We start from the raw sequence: 17,923 nt of genomic DNA, 5'->3' as shown, positions 1-17,923 counted from the left end.
GGATAGTATATTACAAAATAGTGCGTTCTTGTATAAAAATACTATTTCAGATAGAATTATAGTACAGGTTGACCTAATATACAAGAATTAAGGAGATTTTAATATGTCATTATTAGATATTGCTAAGAAAAGATATTCTGTTAGAAAATATGAAGATAAACCAGTTGAAAAAGAAAAGTTAGAAAAAATACTTGCTTGTGCTCATGTTGCACCAACTGCGGCGAATTTACAGCCGGTTAAATTGTTAGTGGTACAGGACAAAGAGCGATTAAAAAGCATTGCTAAAGCTGGAAATATTTACAATGCTCCACTGGCAATTATCGTTTGTGCAGACCATTCAAAGGCATGGACAAGACCTTTCGATAATAAACAGACGACAGATATAGATGCTTCTATCTTAACAGATCATATGATGTTGCAGGCGACAGAATTAGGATTAGGAACTGTATGGGTATGCTTTTTTAAACCAGATGTAATCAAGAAAGAATTTCAGTTACCGGATAATTTAGAGCCTATCAATATTTTGGCTATCGGTTATGGAAAAGGTATTGCAGAAGATTCAGAACGTCATTCAGAAACACGTATTCCTATGGAAGAATTAGTTTCTTATGATTATTTATAAATTTGGACAGAGATTATAGGTTGGGACAAAAGGCTTGCGTCATACTCTATATAGTATGCTCCGCAAGCCTTATTTCCATATATTCTATTTTGTTGTAGCTTTAAAAAGTCGTTCTGTACCGCTAATTTCAGCTAAGACAATATCCGTCATACGTTGTAGATTGGCAACGTGATACGGATTGACCTGTTTTCCCATTCGATCGTATCTTGTTTTTGCATACCAGAAAGATACTGCTGTAAAACTGTCATACACTTTTCCAACAGTATCTTTCGTTCTTCTTGAAAAAGCTCATAATTACAATGGGCATATCGAACGATATTAACGGAAAAGTTGACAAAGTACATTTTTAGAAAGATGAATTGAAACACCATATTTTGATAGAATTAGGAGTCAAAAGATATGACAGGGATTAAAAAAAGAGATATTAAAAAAATGTTGAAACTTGGTGCTAAGGCTGGTGGAGTATCGTTTGCTGATGTTCAGACTGATATAGAAGCTACTATTGATAAAGCAATGACCAGTACAGACCCACAAGTACAGGAAAATTTCAAAAAGTTGTTTGGAAGTAAGCGTCCCACGTCAGAAGAATATATCTATAAAATTGCAAAGAAAACAAAACTTTAATTGGCTAAAGTAAAATTTGGGTATTTTAAATGCTGTTAAGGGTATTTGAACTTAAAGTGCTTGCGATTGTTTTGGAGAAATATTAAACTTCTATTAAAGTACATGGAGGAAAGCATATTGAAACTGCAACTATTGGAAAAAAAAGATTTGGTTGAACCTGAAATAGATATACGATATTCAAGTATGACACAACCTTTAAATCGGATTGTTCAATATATCCGTCAACAGGAATATCTTATACAAGGAATTTTTGAAAAAAAGCTGTATCAGATACCATTAAATGAAGTCTTGTATTTTGAAACTGTTGATAAAAAAACATTTATGTACACTCAACACAAAATATTTGAATGTAAAAAGACACTTTCTGCTATTGAACAAGATTTAATAAGGTCAAATGTTGTAAGGATAAGCAAAACAGCCTTATTGAATATTTCTTGTCTGGTCTGTGTTAAACCTTACCCTAACCACAGATTATTGGCAGAACTTAACAATGAAGAAAATCTAATTGTTTCAAGAAAATATATTCCTATTCTAAGAGATACGATAAGGAGTGGCTATTATGAATAAATTTTTAAGGACATATCTTCCTGCATTTTCTATGGCGTTTACATTTATTATTTTGTATGCAACGATAAGCAATATTATAGCAGGATATTCTAAAGACAGATTTTGTTTTTTTATTTTGCAGGTGTCTGTTTATCTTATGGTGTCAGTGATTGTCGATTGGCTTCTATCATTTATAGATTTTAGCAAATATATATATCACTTTATTGCTGAAATGATTATATTATATCCAATAACTATTGGTGTGGCATTTATAGGCAAATGGTTTGTGTTTAGTGCAATTAACATTACATGGTATTCATGTGTCTATATTTTAATTATGATAGCTATTCATTGCTATTTTTATCATATTTCCAAAAGACAAGCTGATGAAATAAACAATTTTTTAAAATTAAGGAATAAGAGGTAATAGTAATGGGCGATATGACAAAATTTAATAGTGCTATTGAATATTATACATTTAATGTGTTGCTAATTTGTTTACTTATTTCCGAAATATTTATTTTCTTTTATACACGTTCAAAACAAAATAGAACTGAAAAAATTGACACTAGAGATTTAGGAACGAAATGGTTGTTATATTTAAACTTTGTATTTTGCTTGATAATTAGTTTTCTATGTGTCAGTCAAAAAGCTCCATTTTACATAAGAGAATTGACGTTGCCTGCTTACTTTGCAAAAATTGGTATGTTAATTATAGCAGTCGGGATTTGTATTCGTATAAAAGCTGTTTTAACTTTAAAAAAGGCATTTACATTAAATGTTCAGATTAGTAAAGAACAACAGCTAATAACAAATGGTATGTATAAATTTGTCCGCCACCCTGCCTACACTGGAAGTATTCTGTCATTATTAGGCGTGAGTATTGCATTAAAGAATATCCCTGCTATAGTGATAGTTGCTATTTGTAGCTTTGTTTGTTATCAAATAAGAATAAATGTTGAAGAAGCAGTTTTACAAAAATATTTCAAAGAATATAAGTTATATAAAGAAAAAACATACAAACTTTTTCCGTATATATATTAAAATTGCTGATGTTTTGAAGATAACTTTAGTAATGGTATTGACTAGTTATTTTTTATGAAGAAATAAAATTTGTAAGATTAAGCGAATATGAGAGGAGCTTTTATGAGTAATCAATCGTGGGTGTTTTGCCCTATTTGTAACAATAAGACACGAACCAAAATACGGAACGATACAGAATTGATAAATTTTCCGTTATTCTGTCCGAAGTGCAAACAAGAAACTATAATCAATATGAAACGTGGAAATATAATTATCAGAGAGCCAGACGCTAAGACGCAGAGCCGATAATTTGTAAGTTATTATAACTTATAGATTGTCGGCTCTTATTTGTTACCTGCGGAGCAGATCAACAAATAAATGTTGAAGAATCTGTATAGAAAAACAGAGAAAATAAGAAGCAAATTACTTCTTATTTTCTCTGCTGTTCAAGATACCGTCAATTGTACCTTGAATGATTTTTAATTCGTTATCACTCAATAAATCAAGTGACGAATCTATCTGACGGCGGGCTGTATTTTTTTCAACATTCTTCGCTGGATAGAAATACTCGTCAACAGATATATTGAACATGGTAACTAAATCATGGAATAACTGAAAGCTAGGGTGTTTTCCGATATTTTCAATATCTGCGATATGACGTTCTCCGTAAAAGACTTTATCGCCTAAATCATTTCTGGAAAGCCCTGCTTTTTCTCTGGCTTCTCTGATTGCCAGTCCTAAAGGACGAAAATCAAAGCTGTGAGTATCTTTCTTTTTTCTCATTTTTAATCACCTAGCATGAGTTTATACTTCATGTTATGTGATTAGAATGTGTTAAAAACTCATATTATATGCACTGTAAATTCAAGTAAAAATATTACCTCGTTCGGTAAATAAAAAAAACCGTTCTGTGGGTAATCTCTTTTATAATGTCCAAAAATATAGGGACGGTTTTGGTATAACCAGAGCTGTCCTTTTTCTATTTTCACAGGCTTGCTCTGGTCAAGGAGAAATTTGTGATTCTAAGTAAAACAGGCAGTCTATACCGACAACCGAATTTATTTTCTCTTTTTCTTAGTATATCATCAGCCCTTGAACATGAATTAAAAACTCATATATCAGGTGTTTTAAAAACAGTCTATTTGTTATTGGTGCAAATAGGCTGTTTTCATATTTTCAAAAAGTTTTTCAATTCTGCAACAAATCACACCCTGCCGTACAGATATGGTGCGGAAAGAGGGATACATACTTTTCACTTCATAGCGAAAGGGGGTGTGATTTTGAAACCATCAGACTTCCAAAAAACAATACAGTGTCAGTTTGACTGTAAGCTCAAAAAGGTTGTGAAAGGCATTGTCCGTAACTACCGCAAGGAATTAGCCAGACGACAGGCAAAGGAAGTATCCTTTTGTGAGCTTCCAGAGATTGTTGTTGAGAAATTGATTGTATGGGACGATTACGAAAGTGAATATACAACATTCGATGTGTGCGGTACAGAAATCCGTGTACTTGATGAAGAACTTGCAGAAGCACTGAAACAGTTGCCGGAGCAGAGCCGAAACATTGTATTGATGTTTTTCTTCTTGGATATGAGCGATTCGGAGATAGGCGAAAAACTGAACATCAACCGAAGCGCATCATACAGGCACAGAAGAAATTCACTTGAAGAAATCAGAAAGCAGTTAAAGGAGAAGAAAACAAATGAAGAATAAGCAACACACACTTCCATCATTTTTTCTCATATCATCAGCCGTGGACGGTAACGAAAACGCCATAGAAAAGCTGTTGCTGTTCTATGAAGCCTACATATCAAAATGCTGTTTACGCCCGTTTTACGATGAATACGGCAACGTATACATTGTGGTTGATATGGAATTAAAGGGGCGTATCAGAGAAGCCCTTTTAAAAATGATATGTGAATTTGAAATAGACGAACATTAAGTAATATTTGAGCGGAGCATGATTTAATAAACTCCCCTCTTTCCTGTTCCGCTTTTTCTTATCATTCTGTATCAGTCCATTTGTAAAAATGAATTGATACAGGCTGACAAGAGCCTAACAGTTCTTTGACAAGTGAATAAAGCAGTCAGATACGTTTGTGCTTGCAGTGAGCCATCAGAGGTTGTACGCCGTGACTTTTCCAATCGGGAGATAGCGATTCATGCAATGATCTGGGAGCGACCGTTGGAAAAGTCGTTCTGCCATGACCTGCAACACAGGATAATGATACACCCGTATGACACGGTTCAGCCCACAGGAATGGGAATGGTTGAGATACCAGCGGAGCTTGCCGAAGCCGTCTGATTGCTTGTAAAAAGCACATGGTAAAGGAGAGTGATACTTTTACTGGTGTGCAGAAAATGACGATAATACAGGTCGGTAAAAGGAGGACTGACAGATGAACAAAACAAAAGAAAGACCAACCTCACAGCCGATAACGGTAAATATAGATAAATTGTCTGCAATGTTATCTTGTGGTCATGCTACTGCAAGAAAGATTGGAGAACAGGCAGGAGCAAAAATTGTGATTGGACGTAGGGTTCTTTATTCGGTAGAAAAAGTCAAAAATTACCTCTCATATCTGGAAGAATAACACCCTTTTTCATTTATGTTTCTTGTGATATATGGTATAATATTTATAGACATAACCACGTCATGAGAACAAAAAAGGGGGCTATTACAGAAAGGAATGTTTCTCATGGCAAATAGCAGAAAAGACCATAAAGGAAGAAAATTAAGAGAGGGCGAAAGCTGGCGTAAAGATGGTAGATACAGTTACCGTTATACAGATATAAGAAGCGGAAAACGTCTGACAGTATATGCAAAGGATTTACCGGAATTAAGGGAAAAGGAAAAGCAGATTGCAAAAGACTTGGAAGATAACATTTTAACTGATGGAGCAATCAAAAAACTTACTCTTAATAAATTGTTTGAAAGATATATGTCCACTAGGGAGCTGAAAGAATCTACTAGAGCAAATTATCTGAAAACATGGGAGAATCGTGTCAAAGACGAAATTGGAAACATCAAGGTTGTTCAGATTTTACCATCACACATCAAATCGTTTTACTCAAAACTTTCTAAAGCAGGATACGCATATTCTACAATAAAATTTATTAACAATATGATTTATCCGGCACTGGAAATGGCTGTTGATGATGATATTATCCGCAAGAATCCGGCAAAGTTTTCTATCAGTGATTATGGTAGACAGGCAGAAGAACGTATTGCCTTAACAGTTTTACAACAGGAAAAAATGCTGGAATTTGTGAAAAATAATCAAGTATACAACACCTACTATCCAATGCTCAGAATCATGTTAGGAACTGGTGTAAGGTGCGGAGAACTGATTGGATTGACTTGGGAAGATGTAGATGTCAGAACAAAAGCGGTAAGTATTGACCATCAGTTGATTTATAAAGATTTAGGAGATGGCTATAAATTCCATATTTCCACGCCAAAGACGGATTCTGGAATCCGAACTATCCCTATGACATCAGATGTACAAAGAGCATTTGAAGAACAAAAGAAATTAAACTTTATGCTTCAAAAAGGAAAAGATGTTGAGATAGACGGTTATAAAGGATTCATTTTCATGGCAAAGTCCGGCAGACCACTCATGCCTAATGCGATAAACAATATCTTATATAATATTGTAGACGCATATAACAAAAAAGAAGTTCAAATTGCAAAAACTGAACATAGAAATGCTGAATTGTTACCAAAGGTATCTGCTCACATTATGCGACATACGGCTTGTACCAGAATGGCAGAAAAGAGAATAGACGTAAAAGTTCTTCAATATATTATGGGACACGCCCACATAGATGTAACAATGGACGTATATAACCATGTAAGTGAGATGTCCAGAATTGAGAGTGAAATCACAAGGCTAGAAAGCGTAGCAATTAGCTGACACCAAAAATAAAAAATTGGTGTCAAAATGGTGTCAAACCAAGAAAAAGTGATGATTATAAGGAAGAAAAAGTGTTGCAAACCTCGTAAAATCAAGGTTTGCAAAAAAAATCTCAAAAAATTAGCACTCACCTGTTGACAGTGCTAAAAATATGAATATAATAAAATTAGCACTAGGGATAAAGGAGTGCTAAAGGAGAGTGATAACATGGATATCGAAAAATTTACAGCCAAGATGCAAGAGGCAATTCAAAAAGCAAGTCAATTAGCATTAAGTTATAAGCATCAAGTAATTGACATTGAACATGTATTGTATGTTTTATTGAATGATAGTAGTGGTATTTTTCCAAGGGTGTTATCTAAGCTAAATAAAGATAAAAATCATTTTATTCAAGTATTAGAACAAAGGCTTCAACAAAAAACGACACTTGAAAATATTGATGTCAATAGTATGAGAATAAGCTATAGCTTAAATGATTTACTTGCAAAAGCAAATAATCAAATGACATCGTTTAAAGATGAATATATGTCAGTAGAACATGTCATTATGGCATTATTTGAAATAAATGAAAATTGGATCAAAGATTTATTGAACCAAGAAGGTATGAATAAAAAGGATACAAAAAAGGTAATTTTAGAAATGCGGGGTGATCATATGGTAGATAATCCAAATCCAGAAAATACTTATGAAGTATTAGAAAAATATGGACGTGACTTAACAAAAGATGTGGAAAATGGAAAATTAGATCCAGTTATTGGGCGTGATGATGAAATTCGTCGTGTGATTCAAATCTTGTCACGTAAAACAAAAAATAATCCAATTTTAATTGGTGAACCAGGTGTTGGTAAAACAGCCATCGTTGAAGGATTGGCATGGCGTATTTATAAAAATGATGTACCAATTTCTTTACAAAATAAAACTTTATATGAACTTGACTTAGGTTCACTTGTAGCAGGTGCTAAATATCGTGGTGAATTTGAAGAAAGATTGAAAGCTGTTTTAGGTGAAATTAAAAAAGCAAATGGAAATATCATCTTATTTATTGATGAAATCCATCAATTAGTAGGTGCTGGTAAAACAGATGGTGCGATGGATGCCGCTAACTTATTAAAACCAATGTTGGCTCGTGGTGAACTTCATTGTATTGGAGCAACAACCCTAGATGAATATAGACAATATATTGAAAAAGATGCGGCTCTTGAAAGACGTTTCCAAAAGGTACAAGTTGATGAACCAACAATTGATGATAGTATTGCTATCTTACGTGGTTTAAAAGATTCTTTTGAAAGACATCATGGGGTTAAAATCAATGATAGTGCTATTATTGGTGCTGTTAATTTATCACAAAGATATATTACTGATCGTTTCTTACCAGATAAAGCAATTGATTTAATTGATGAAGCGTGTGCTTCTATTCGTATGGAAATTGATTCTTTACCAGAAGAATTAGATGGTATTACACGTGAAAAGAATCGATTAGAAATGGAAAGAATTTCGATTGAAAAAGAAGATAGTAATGAAGATAATGTAAAACGTTTAAATGATATTAAAGAACGTATTGCTTCTTTAACTGAACAAGAAACAGCATTAAAAGCAAAATGGAAAGAAGAAAAGTCTTCATTAGATCATATTAAAGAATTAAAGAATCAAAAAAATAAACTTGTAGCTTTACAAGATAAATATATGCAAGAAGGTAATTTACAAGAAGCTTCTAAACTTCAATATGGTGATATTCCAAAAATCACCAAAGAAATTGCTGATCTTGAAGCAAAAGAATCGGATGATGCTTTACTTCAAGAAAAAGTAACTGTTGATAATGTCTCAGAAGTTATTTCAAGATGGACAGGTATTCCAATGAATAAATTAATGGCTTCTGAAAGAGAAAAACTTTTAGCCTTAGATGATACATTAAAAGTACGTGTTATTGGTCAAGATGATGCAATCACTAAAGTAACAGATGCTATCTTACGTAGCCGTGCTGGTATCAATGATGAAGAAAAACCAATTGGATCATTCCTATTCTTAGGTCCTACTGGTGTTGGTAAAACAGAAGTTGCTAAAGCATTGGCTGAACAATTATTTGACACTGAAAAGAATATTGTGCGTATTGATATGTCTGAATATATGGAAAAATTTAGTGTTTCACGTTTAGTAGGGGCTCCACCAGGATATGTTGGTTATGAAGAAGGTGGACAATTAACAGAAGCAGTAAGACGTCATCCTTATAGTATTGTATTATTAGATGAAATTGAAAAAGCTCATCCTGATGTTTTCAATATTTTACTTCAAGTTTTAGATGATGGACGTATTACAGATAGTAAAGGAAATACAGTAAGCTTTAAAAATACAATTATTATTATGACAAGTAATATTGGTTCTCAATATTTATTAGAAGGTAATAATGAAGAAAATAGACAACATGTTAAAGAAGAATTAAAAGTGCACTTTAAACCAGAATTTTTAAATCGTATTGATGAAATTGTTATGTTTAATTCATTAGATAGTTCAGTAGTAAGAAAAATTATTGATAAATTTATTGGTCAATTAGTTCATCGTTTACAAGATAAAAAGATTACGATTTCTTTAACTGATCAAGCCTATCAAATGATTCAAGAAGAAGGATTTGATCCAATCTATGGAGCAAGACCATTAAAGAGATTTATTCAATCTCAAATTGAAACAAAACTTGCTAAAGAAATTATTAAAGGAACAGTTCATCAAGGACAACATGTAGAAGTTGATTATCAAGATGGATTTGTTTTAAAAGCTCAATAAGGAAGTAGTATAAAAGCTACTTCTTTTTTTATAAAACTATTTTGTATTTAGAAAGAAAATAATAGCTAATTAAGTACGAGAAATTGTACTTTTCTTTTTGAAATTGTAGGAATATAAATAAAAATGTAAAATTGTTTTTTCTTGGGGAAATATTATGCTAGAATATGTTGGGGTGAAAGACGATGCAAAAATATTTTATAAATGAAAATATCGAATTAAATAAATCTTTCAAAATAGAAAGTAGTGATCAACATCATATAGAAAAAGTAATGCGTAATAAAAATGGTGATCAAATTATTTGTGTAGACTTAAAACATATTCAATATTTATGTTCAATTGAAAATGTTCAAGAAGGTACAATTTTACCAATTGAAAAATTAGATATTAATAATGAATTAGATGTAGAAGTTACACTTGTTTATGCTTTACCTAAAGGAGATAAATTTGAATTTGTTTTACAAAAAGCTTGTGAGTTAGGAGTTCATCACATTATTCCATTAAGTTCTAAAAGATGTGTTGTTAAACTTACTAAAGACAAATTCAATAAAAAACTGCCCCGCTATCAAAAAATATTAAAAGAAGCAAGTGAACAATCAGGAAGAAATAGAATACCTTCAATAGAAGAAGTAAAAACAATTAAAGAATTAAAACCCTATTTAAAAGATTATAATTTAGTGGCTTATGAAGAAACTGCTAAACAACATGAACATGGTGAATTATTTCATACTTTACAACAATTAAAAGCAGGAGATCAATTATTGATTATTGTTGGTTGTGAAGGTGGCTTTGATGAAAGTGAAATTCAAGAATTAAATGAGATGGGTGTTAAATGTTGTTCATTAGGTAACCGTATTTTAAGAAGTGAAACAGCACCACTTTATTTAATGAGCGTCATTGGTTATTCAAGGGAGCTTACAAAATGATTAAATTATTAAAGAAATATGGGGTAGAGTTAAAATTAAAAAAATGTGATTTGTTTCGTCTTATTGAAGGACAAAAAGATACTTTTCTTGAAGATGGTTTTGCTTTTAAAATGACAAATGAAGAAGAAATGTTTAAATATGAAGTGATTTTAAATGGTATTTATAATAAGACAAAAATAGAAGGGGAATATAAGAAATTTGTTTATGAGACACAAGATGCTATTCAATATTTAAATTATGAAGAAAAACAAAAAATGTTTAATAGTATTATTAGTGAAACGTTAAAAAATTTAAAACTCATGAAAGTTGATCAACAAATTATTTTAATTCCTTATTTAGAACCTTTTATAAATGAAAGATATTTAAATAATTATATGTTATTAACATTAAAACAACATCAATTGTATGTTAAAAATTATCAAAGAAATATAGAAAATCCTTATCAACTTTATGGTTTAAAAGTATTACGTTCTGCTTTTTCTTCTTTAAAAGGAATAGCTGAAGATGAAAATTATGAATATTATTATTATGATGGTTTAAAGAAAATCTATATTTTTGATAAGAAAGAATATGGTTTAGTAGATAGTTTTCCAATAGTTGATAAATATTTCCAAGGAAATACATCTTTAGATGATATAAGAGAAGTTATGACTTATTATAAACAACCTCAACAATTTATAAATCAATTACATGAATTAAATTATTTAAGTGATAAAGTACATAAAAAAATTATGAAAAAATTAAAGTAGGTGAAAGAATGAAAGTTGCATTCCATACATTAGGATGTAAAGTTAATTCCTATGAATCTCAAGCAATGTTAAATATGTTTGAAGAAGCAGGATATGAAGAAGTTGATTTTAAAGAAGTGGCAGATGTTTATGTTGTTAATACATGTACTGTCACAAATACAGGAGATAGTAAATCTCGTCAAATGATACGCAAAGCAATTCGTAAAAATCCTCAAGCAACCGTTTGTGTTGTTGGATGTTATAGTCAAGTAGCACCTCAAGATATTGAAGCAATTGAAGGTGTAAGTATCATTTTAGGGACACAATTTAGAAATGAAATTGTTGATTTAGTAGAAAAGTATCAACAAACACATGAAAGAATTGTGAAAGTTTCTGAAGTTAAACAATTAAGAAAATTTGAAGATTTAAATATTGATCGTTTTTTACATACAAGAGCTTATTTAAAGATTCAAGATGGATGTAATAATTTTTGTACATACTGTATTATTCCTTATGCTAGAGGAAGAGTGCGATCTAGAAAACCAGAAAGTGTTATTAAACAAGCAAAGGAATTAGTAGCTAAAGGATATGTAGAAATTGTTTTAACAGGGATTCATACAGCAGGATATGGTGAAGATTTAGAAAATTATAGTTTTTATGATTTATTAGTAGATTTAACAAAAATAGAAGGATTAAAGAGACTTCGTATTTCTTCTATTGAAACAAGTCAAATTACTGATGATATTATTGATTTAATTTCAAAATCTAAAATTATTGTGGATCATTTACATGTACCGCTTCAAGCTGGGTGCGATGAAACACTTAAACGTATGAATAGAAAATATAATTGTGAACAATATTATGAAAAATTATCAAAAATTAGAAGATTGATTCCTGATATTGTTTTTACAACAGATGTCATTGTTGGTTTTCCTGGAGAAAGCGAAGAAGAGTTTGAAAAAACTTATGAATTTATTAAAAAAGTGGGATATACACAACTTCATGTTTTCCCTTATTCTATGCGTAAAGGAACACCTGCAGCTCGCATGGTACAAGTTGATGAAAAAATTAAACATGAAAGAGTTAATCGTTTGATTGCACTTTCTCATGAATTAAATGAAAATTATGCAAAATCTCAAATTGGTAAAACTTTAAGAGTTCTTTTTGAAAAAGAAGATCATGGATATTATGTGGGACATGGAGATAATTATTTACTTATAAAAGTACAAAGTGATGAACAATTGATAGGACAATTGAAGAATGTTATAATTGATTCATATGATGAAATGTTAATTGGAAGAGTGGTATAATGAAACGATTAAATGAGTTGTTTGATATTGATAATGATATGAAAATATATTCAATTCATAGTGATTCAAGATATGTAAAACCCTATTCTATATTCTTTTGTATTGAAGGATTGAGTGTAGATGGACATCGTTATGTGGATGATGCTATTTTTCAAGGAGCAAAAGTTATTGTTCATAGCAAGGATATAGAAAAACAACCAGGCATTATTTATATTAAGGTAGCAGATGCTTTAGATGAATTAAATAGAGTTTCTAATGTATTCTATGATTATCCAAGTAAGAAAATGCGTGTTGTTGGAGTGACTGGAACAAGTGGTAAAACAGTTGTTGCTTCAATGGTTAAAAGTGTAATGGATCATTATTGTAAAGCAGCTTACATGGGAACAATTTCTTTAGAGTATGATGGGGTAGAAGAACAGTGCCCTTATACGACACCAGAAACTTTATATGTACAAAAGAAATTGTTTGATATGGCAAGACGTGGTGTTAAGGTTGTTGCCATGGAAGCAAGTAGTCATGGTTTGGCACTTAAAAGAATTGATGCAGTCGATTTTAATATTGCTGTTTTAACAAATATTTCTGATGAACATTTAGATTTTCATGGAACTAGAAGACAATATATTGAAAGTAAGAAAAAATTATTTTCAATGTTATCTACAAATTCGATTGCTGTTTTAAATAAAGATGAAGAAGTTTTTGCTGAATTTAAAGCAGCTACGAAAGCAAGAATTATGACTTATGGTATTAAAAATGAAAGTGAAATTATGGCTAAAAATATAGAACTTTATATTGATCATAGTGAATTTGATCTTTCATTAAAAGGAAATCTATATCATATTGTTTGTCCAACAGTTGCTGATTTTAATATTTATAATGTTCTAGCAACGGTAGGAGTACTTGTTGGTTTAGGATTTGATGATCGCATGATCATTGAAGCCATTAGTGATTTAAAACCAGTTAATGGAAGAATGGAGCTTATTCCTAATAAACATAAAATTACGATTATTGTCGATTATTGTTGTCATACAAAAGATTTTGAAAATGTTTTTAAATTTGCAGATCGTGTTTCTAGAGGAAATATTATTGCTGTTTTAGGAGCACCAAGTAAAAGACATATGGCAAGAAGAAAGAAAATAGGATCATTGGCCAATAGATATTTAGATCATGTGATTTTGACTGAATTAGATGATCGAGGAGAAAATATTGAGGAAATTTGTAAAGAAATCCAAAGTGAAATTACAGATATTCCAAGCATTATTATTCCTAATCGTGCAGTGGCTGTAGAACAAGCTATTGAACAGGCAAGTCCAGGAGATGTTGTTTTATTATTAGGAAAAGGTCATGAAAAATTTATTGCCTTAGAAGTTGGTCAAAGAGAGTATGAAGGAGATAAAGCGATAGCATTAAAAGCTATTAAAAGAGTATACGAAGGAGAAGAAGAAAATGAACTACAACAAAATGATTGATCATACTGTTTTAAAAGCAGATACACCTTTAGAAACAGTTAAAAGAATTTGTGATGAAGCAATGGAATATGGTTTTGCAAGTGTTTGTATTAATCCATGCCATGTTGCTTATTGTGCAGACTATCTAAAAGATAGTGATGTCAACGTATGTACAGTTATTGGTTTTCCATTAGGAGCTAATACAAGTGCAGTGAAAGCATTTGAAACAAAAGATGCGATTGCTAATGGGGCTGATGAAATTGATATGGTAATGAATATCGGAGCTTTAAAAGATAAAAATTATGATTTAGTAAGAGATGATGTTAAAGCGGTAGTTGAAGCTGCTAATGGAACATTAGTAAAAGTTATTTTAGAAACTTGTTTACTTACAGAAGATGAAATTAAAAAAGCATGTGAATTATGCGTAGAAGCAAAAGCTGATTATGTAAAAACAAGTACTGGTTTTTCAACAAGAGGGGCTACAATTGAAGATGTTAGAATCATGAAAGAAGCTGTTCATGGAAAAGCAAAAGTAAAAGCTGCAGGTGGTGTTAGAACACCTGAAGATATGGTGAAAATCGTTGCTGCTGGAGCTGATCGTATTGGAACAAGTGCAGGATGTTCTTTAGTTAAAAAATAAGTTGGATGTAATTTTAATTTTTTAATGTTATTTACAAAATATAGGTATAAAATGAAAAATATGTAAATGGTATTCGAAATGAATATCATTTACTTTTTTATTCCAAAAATAATATATAACTAAAGAAGAAATGAGGGATTATATGGGAAATACACCAAAGAAAATAAAAGTAAGAGGTGCAAAAGTACATAACTTAAAAAATATCAATGTTGATATACCATTAAATCAAATAGTTGCTATTACAGGTGTTTCAGGGTCAGGAAAATCATCACTAGCCATGGGTGTTCTTTATAGTGAGGGTTCAAGAAGATACTTAGAATCTTTATCAACTTATACAAGAAGGCGTATGACGAGTGCTACGAAGGCACAAGTAGATGAAGTTCTTTATGTTCCTGCGGCTTTAGCACTTCACCAACGACCAGCTGTTCCAGGTATTCGTAGTACGTTTGGAACAGGGACAGAACTTTTAAATAGTTTAAGACTCATGTATTCACGTCTTGCTAAGCATTGTTGTAAAAATGGTCATTATATTGAACCAACTTTAAATGTGGCAGCTGAAAAAGAAATCATCTGTCCAATTTGTAAAGAAAAAATACATGCACCAAGTGCTGAAGAGTTAGCTTTTAATAGTCAAGGAGCTTGTCTTAAATGTGGTGGAACAGGAATTGTTAGAACTGTTGATATTGATTCGCTTGTTCCTGATAAAACACTTACTATAGATGAAGGAGCAGTCGTTCCATGGAACTCATTAATGTGGACTTTGATGACAGATGTTTGTCGTGCTATGGGAGTAAGAACAGATGTGCCTTTTAATCAATTAACTGATGAAGAAAAAAATATTGCTTATTATGGACCGGCGGAAAAGAAACATATTTTTTATAAGGCTAAAAATACAGATCATGCAGGAGGAATGGATTTTACTTATTTTAATGCAACTTATACAGTAGAAAATGCTTTATCAAAAGTTAAAGATGATAAAGGAATGAAAAGAGTTGAAAAGTTTTTAAAAGAAGAAATTTGTCCAGAATGTCAGGGAACACGTTTATCAAAAGAAGCAAGAAAACCTTTGATTAGAGGAATTGGTTTAGATAAAGCTTGTCAAATGCCATTAAATGATTTAGTAGAATGGGTAAGAGGTATTCCAGATTCAATGCCTGATGAAATGAAGCCAATGGCTCGTGAAATCTGTGATTCGTTTTTAGATGTTTCTAAAAGGCTGTTAGATTTAGGATTGGGCTATCTTTCTTTAGATAGAGCTGCTTCTACACTTTCAACAGGAGAAAGACAACGTATGCAACTTGCTAGAGCAGTAAGAAATCGTACAACAGGTATTCTCTATGTTTTAGATGAACCTTCTATTGGATTACATCCTTCTAATATTTATGGACTTATAGGAGTCATGAATGATTTAATTCATGATGGAAATTCTATTTTATTAGTAGATCATGATACTGAAATTATTAAAGAAGCGAATTGGCTCATTGAAATGGGACCAGAAGCAGGAAAAAATGGAGGTTATGTTTTTACGGAAGGAACAATAGAACAAATTAAAAATGATAAAAAGTCAATGATTGGGCCATTCCTTACAAATCATTATGATGAAAAAATGCGTCCAATATCTCCAATTGAACAACTATTTGAATTTGGAAAAATTCATCTTTCAACAAATCAAATACATACAGTCCATCCTTTAGAAGTAGATATTCCTAAAGGAAAATTAACGGTTGTTACAGGAGTGTCAGGTTCTGGAAAAACAACGATGATTCTAGAAAGCTTGTTACCAGCGATTCAAACTAAAATCAATGACTCATCATTACCTGATCATATTAAAGATGTTCAAATGGAAGGAATAGAACATATTAAACTGATTGATGCTTCACCTATTGGTATTAATATTCGTTCGACTGTTGCTACTTATATTAATGTTCATGATGAACTTAGAAAAAGATTTGCCAAAACAGAAAGCGCTAAGTCTAAGGGGTATAAAGCAGGAGATTTTTCTTATAATACAGGAAAGCTTAGATGTCCAACTTGTGATGGAACAGGGACATTAAGTTTGGATGTACAATTCTTGCCAGATGTTCATGTGACTTGTCCTGATTGTCATGGTTCTAGATATAATAAAGAAAGTTATTTTATTAAATATAAAACGTCAAAAGAGAAAGAGTATTCTTTACCTGAATTGATGGAAATGGATGTGAGTTTTGCTAAAGAAGCTTGTCAAGATTTAAAAGGTGTTTATCGAAAACTGGAAGTATTAGAAAACTTAGGTTTAGGATATTTGACATTGGGTGAGGAAACACCAAGTTTATCTGGTGGAGAGGCACAACGTTTAAAACTTGCAAGTGAAATGAGTAAGTCTCAAAATGATTCAATTTTTATCTTTGATGAACCTACGATTGGATTACATCCTTTAGATGTTCAAATATTAGTTAAAGTTTTTCAATCACTTGTAGATCAAGGTGCGACAGTCGTCGTCATTGAACATGATCGTGATGTGATGAAAAATGCGGATTATATAATTGATATGGGGCCAGGTGGTGGTCGAGATGGTGGAATGATTGTAGCTACTGGTAGTGTTGAAGAAATAAAAAATAATATAAAGAGTATTACAGGTAAATATTTATAAAAAAATAGAAGTTCAATGTGAACTTCTATTTTTGTCTTGCTGAAACAATAAAGTGTAATGCAAAATAAGCCACTTCATCTTCAGTAAATCTTTTATGATAAATAGATTCAATAGCGTCATTTAAGATTTCTGCCATTGCAAATTCTTTAGGATGTCTTTCTTTAATCTTTGCAGTTAAAGGATTTTCGATTTGACTATCATCTAATAATCGATCAAGTGCAGGTGTTAAATGTAATCCTAAAGAAACAAGTAATTTTTCATTATTTCTTAAATCTATACCTTTTTGTTTAAATAAAGAATCTAAAGTGTTTTGTAGAACATCAATAATTTCATCATCTAATAAATTAACACCAGCATTAAATTCAACATCTAATACGTTATTTTTAGATAGGTACATTGAAATAAGTGCTAATTCTGATTCTGGAAATTCAATATCAAATTTTTTACTAAGAATATTACAAATTTCAACTGCTGAATCATAGTTAGTATTTGCTTTATATGATGTGATTTGTCCTTGACTTAAAGGAATGTAATTGTTTGTTTTGATTCTAAGCATTGCAATTGCAAGATGTACAACGAGATTTTGCGTAAATTGTGGAGATAATGTTAAATGATTTTTCTCAATTACTTCATTTACTGCTTCGCGACATACTTGTTTTGATAATTCTAAATCTTTATCAGCAGCGCTTGATAAAGCTTGGTTTGTTAATGTCATAAAAAAGCCTCCTAAAATGTCTACGTA

Annotated in this window: 19 protein-coding genes; 17 read left to right on the top strand and 2 right to left on the bottom strand. The window is 31.3% G+C overall.

The annotated features are described in order from the left end of the window. The first annotated feature begins 103 nt into the window (after positions 1-103). From Fi14EGH31_RS12500 to Fi14EGH31_RS12475, 6 genes are all read left to right on the top strand, one after another. The gene (locus Fi14EGH31_RS12500) at positions 104-622 is read left to right on the top strand and encodes a nitroreductase family protein (RefSeq protein WP_025579184.1); all 519 of its coding nucleotides are present in this window, start codon (positions 104-106) and stop codon (positions 620-622) included. Positions 623-1,021: 399 nt separating this feature from the next. After that, positions 1,022-1,246 (top strand): hypothetical protein, encoded by a 225-nt coding sequence (locus Fi14EGH31_RS12495; protein ID WP_118144824.1) that lies wholly within the window; start codon positions 1,022-1,024, stop codon positions 1,244-1,246. A 117-nt stretch (positions 1,247-1,363) separates the two neighbouring features. After that, complete coding sequence (locus Fi14EGH31_RS12490) at positions 1,364-1,813, top strand: LytTR family DNA-binding domain-containing protein (RefSeq protein ID WP_200764882.1); 450 nt, start codon at positions 1,364-1,366, stop codon at positions 1,811-1,813. After that, a complete protein-coding gene (locus tag Fi14EGH31_RS12485; RefSeq protein WP_200764881.1) occupies positions 1,806-2,219 on the top strand; it encodes a hypothetical protein in 414 nt (137 codons plus the stop codon). The genes Fi14EGH31_RS12490 and Fi14EGH31_RS12485 overlap by 8 nt, the downstream gene beginning before the upstream one ends. 5 nt (positions 2,220-2,224) lie before the next feature. Continuing rightward, on the top strand, positions 2,225-2,836 hold the full coding sequence (locus Fi14EGH31_RS12480; protein WP_195232888.1) for a methyltransferase family protein: 612 nt from the start codon (positions 2,225-2,227) through the stop codon (positions 2,834-2,836). 87 nt (positions 2,837-2,923) lie between these two features. Then, the gene (locus tag Fi14EGH31_RS12475; protein ID WP_439647251.1) at positions 2,924-3,124 is read left to right on the top strand and encodes a cysteine-rich KTR domain-containing protein; all 201 of its coding nucleotides are present in this window, start codon (positions 2,924-2,926) and stop codon (positions 3,122-3,124) included. 114 nt (positions 3,125-3,238) lie between these two features. On the opposite strand, the gene Fi14EGH31_RS12470 is transcribed toward Fi14EGH31_RS12475, so the two are convergent. Further along, positions 3,239-3,598: a helix-turn-helix transcriptional regulator gene (locus Fi14EGH31_RS12470; RefSeq protein WP_005342894.1), complete on the bottom strand. Its 360-nt coding sequence runs from the start codon at positions 3,596-3,598 to the stop codon at positions 3,239-3,241. Positions 3,599-3,831: 233 nt separating this feature from the next. Between Fi14EGH31_RS12470 and Fi14EGH31_RS15795 the strand changes: the two genes are divergently transcribed. The 11 genes from Fi14EGH31_RS15795 (at position 3,832) to Fi14EGH31_RS12415 (ending at position 17,181) form a co-directional block, all read left to right on the top strand. After that, positions 3,832-4,527 carry an RNA polymerase sigma factor gene (locus tag Fi14EGH31_RS15795; protein WP_455550742.1) on the top strand — a complete coding sequence of 232 codons (696 nt, stop codon included), beginning with the start codon at positions 3,832-3,834 and terminating at the stop codon, positions 4,525-4,527. Beyond that, positions 4,517-4,756, top strand: a complete 240-nt coding sequence (locus tag Fi14EGH31_RS12460; RefSeq protein WP_005423216.1) for a helix-turn-helix domain-containing protein — start codon at positions 4,517-4,519, stop codon at positions 4,754-4,756. Before Fi14EGH31_RS15795 ends, Fi14EGH31_RS12460 begins: the two co-directional genes overlap by 11 nt. A gap of 457 nt (positions 4,757-5,213) precedes the next feature. Next, positions 5,214-5,408, top strand: coding sequence for a hypothetical protein (locus tag Fi14EGH31_RS12455; protein WP_005423220.1), 195 nt, complete (start codon positions 5,214-5,216; stop codon positions 5,406-5,408). Positions 5,409-5,513: 105 nt separating this feature from the next. Continuing rightward, positions 5,514-6,731, top strand: coding sequence for a tyrosine-type recombinase/integrase (locus Fi14EGH31_RS12450; RefSeq protein ID WP_117458669.1), 1,218 nt, complete (start codon positions 5,514-5,516; stop codon positions 6,729-6,731). 207 nt (positions 6,732-6,938) lie between these two features. Continuing rightward, on the top strand, positions 6,939-9,506 hold the full coding sequence (gene clpB, locus Fi14EGH31_RS12445) for an ATP-dependent chaperone ClpB (RefSeq protein WP_200764880.1): 2,568 nt from the start codon (positions 6,939-6,941) through the stop codon (positions 9,504-9,506). A 182-nt stretch (positions 9,507-9,688) separates the two neighbouring features. Further along, a complete protein-coding gene (locus tag Fi14EGH31_RS12440; protein ID WP_022002493.1) occupies positions 9,689-10,429 on the top strand; it encodes an RsmE family RNA methyltransferase in 741 nt (246 codons plus the stop codon). Then, positions 10,426-11,178: a hypothetical protein gene (locus Fi14EGH31_RS12435; protein WP_117814077.1), complete on the top strand. Its 753-nt coding sequence runs from the start codon at positions 10,426-10,428 to the stop codon at positions 11,176-11,178. Before Fi14EGH31_RS12440 ends, Fi14EGH31_RS12435 begins: the two co-directional genes overlap by 4 nt. Positions 11,179-11,186: 8 nt before the next feature. Next, positions 11,187-12,467, top strand: coding sequence for a tRNA (N(6)-L-threonylcarbamoyladenosine(37)-C(2))-methylthiotransferase MtaB (gene mtaB, locus Fi14EGH31_RS12430; protein WP_022002491.1), 1,281 nt, complete (start codon positions 11,187-11,189; stop codon positions 12,465-12,467). Beyond that, the gene (locus Fi14EGH31_RS12425; protein ID WP_200764879.1) at positions 12,467-13,933 is read left to right on the top strand and encodes a UDP-N-acetylmuramoyl-L-alanyl-D-glutamate--2,6-diaminopimelate ligase; all 1,467 of its coding nucleotides are present in this window, start codon (positions 12,467-12,469) and stop codon (positions 13,931-13,933) included. Before mtaB ends, Fi14EGH31_RS12425 begins: the two co-directional genes overlap by 1 nt. Then, on the top strand, positions 13,911-14,552 hold the full coding sequence (deoC, locus tag Fi14EGH31_RS12420) for a deoxyribose-phosphate aldolase (RefSeq protein ID WP_022002489.1): 642 nt from the start codon (positions 13,911-13,913) through the stop codon (positions 14,550-14,552). Before Fi14EGH31_RS12425 ends, deoC begins: the two co-directional genes overlap by 23 nt. Positions 14,553-14,694: 142 nt before the next feature. Beyond that, positions 14,695-17,181, top strand: a complete 2,487-nt coding sequence (locus tag Fi14EGH31_RS12415; RefSeq protein WP_234697791.1) for an excinuclease ABC subunit UvrA — start codon at positions 14,695-14,697, stop codon at positions 17,179-17,181. 25 nt (positions 17,182-17,206) lie between these two features. Here the strand turns inward: Fi14EGH31_RS12415 and Fi14EGH31_RS12410 are convergent, their stop codons facing one another. Further along, positions 17,207-17,896 carry a BglG family transcription antiterminator gene (locus Fi14EGH31_RS12410; RefSeq protein WP_022002486.1) on the bottom strand — a complete coding sequence of 230 codons (690 nt, stop codon included), beginning with the start codon at positions 17,894-17,896 and terminating at the stop codon, positions 17,207-17,209. Positions 17,897-17,923 lie beyond the last annotated feature (27 nt).

This window comes from Faecalibacillus intestinalis (assembly GCF_015097455.1).
In the GTDB taxonomy this organism is placed as follows: Bacteria; Bacillota_I; Bacilli_A; order Erysipelotrichales; family Coprobacillaceae; genus Faecalibacillus; species Faecalibacillus intestinalis.
This window is presented reverse-complemented; position numbering and strand designations above follow the sequence as displayed.

What these genes read in the sequence shown, in the direction of transcription:
- Fi14EGH31_RS12500 (WP_025579184.1), top strand. Translation starts at nt 104, where the DNA reads ATGTCATTATTAGATATTGCTAAGAAAAGATATTCTGTTAGAAAATAT.
- Fi14EGH31_RS12495 (WP_118144824.1), top strand. Translation starts at nt 1,022, where the DNA reads ATGACAGGGATTAAAAAAAGAGATATTAAAAAAATGTTGAAACTTGGT.
- Fi14EGH31_RS12485 (WP_200764881.1), top strand. Translation starts at nt 1,806, where the DNA reads ATGAATAAATTTTTAAGGACATATCTTCCTGCATTTTCTATGGCGTTT.
- Fi14EGH31_RS12480 (WP_195232888.1), top strand. Translation starts at nt 2,225, where the DNA reads ATGGGCGATATGACAAAATTTAATAGTGCTATTGAATATTATACATTT.
- Fi14EGH31_RS12475 (WP_439647251.1), top strand. Translation starts at nt 2,924, where the DNA reads ATGAGAGGAGCTTTTATGAGTAATCAATCGTGGGTGTTTTGCCCTATT.
- Fi14EGH31_RS12470 (WP_005342894.1), bottom strand. Translation starts at nt 3,598, where the DNA reads ATGAGAAAAAAGAAAGATACTCACAGCTTTGATTTTCGTCCTTTAGGA.
- Fi14EGH31_RS12460 (WP_005423216.1), top strand. Translation starts at nt 4,517, where the DNA reads ATGAAGAATAAGCAACACACACTTCCATCATTTTTTCTCATATCATCA.
- Fi14EGH31_RS12455 (WP_005423220.1), top strand. Translation starts at nt 5,214, where the DNA reads ATGAACAAAACAAAAGAAAGACCAACCTCACAGCCGATAACGGTAAAT.
- Fi14EGH31_RS12450 (WP_117458669.1), top strand. Translation starts at nt 5,514, where the DNA reads ATGGCAAATAGCAGAAAAGACCATAAAGGAAGAAAATTAAGAGAGGGC.
- clpB (WP_200764880.1), top strand. Translation starts at nt 6,939, where the DNA reads ATGGATATCGAAAAATTTACAGCCAAGATGCAAGAGGCAATTCAAAAA.
- Fi14EGH31_RS12440 (WP_022002493.1), top strand. Translation starts at nt 9,689, where the DNA reads ATGCAAAAATATTTTATAAATGAAAATATCGAATTAAATAAATCTTTC.
- Fi14EGH31_RS12435 (WP_117814077.1), top strand. Translation starts at nt 10,426, where the DNA reads ATGATTAAATTATTAAAGAAATATGGGGTAGAGTTAAAATTAAAAAAA.
- mtaB (WP_022002491.1), top strand. Translation starts at nt 11,187, where the DNA reads ATGAAAGTTGCATTCCATACATTAGGATGTAAAGTTAATTCCTATGAA.
- Fi14EGH31_RS12425 (WP_200764879.1), top strand. Translation starts at nt 12,467, where the DNA reads ATGAAACGATTAAATGAGTTGTTTGATATTGATAATGATATGAAAATA.
- deoC (WP_022002489.1), top strand. Translation starts at nt 13,911, where the DNA reads ATGAACTACAACAAAATGATTGATCATACTGTTTTAAAAGCAGATACA.
- Fi14EGH31_RS12415 (WP_234697791.1), top strand. Translation starts at nt 14,695, where the DNA reads ATGGGAAATACACCAAAGAAAATAAAAGTAAGAGGTGCAAAAGTACAT.
- Fi14EGH31_RS12410 (WP_022002486.1), bottom strand. Translation starts at nt 17,896, where the DNA reads ATGACATTAACAAACCAAGCTTTATCAAGCGCTGCTGATAAAGATTTA.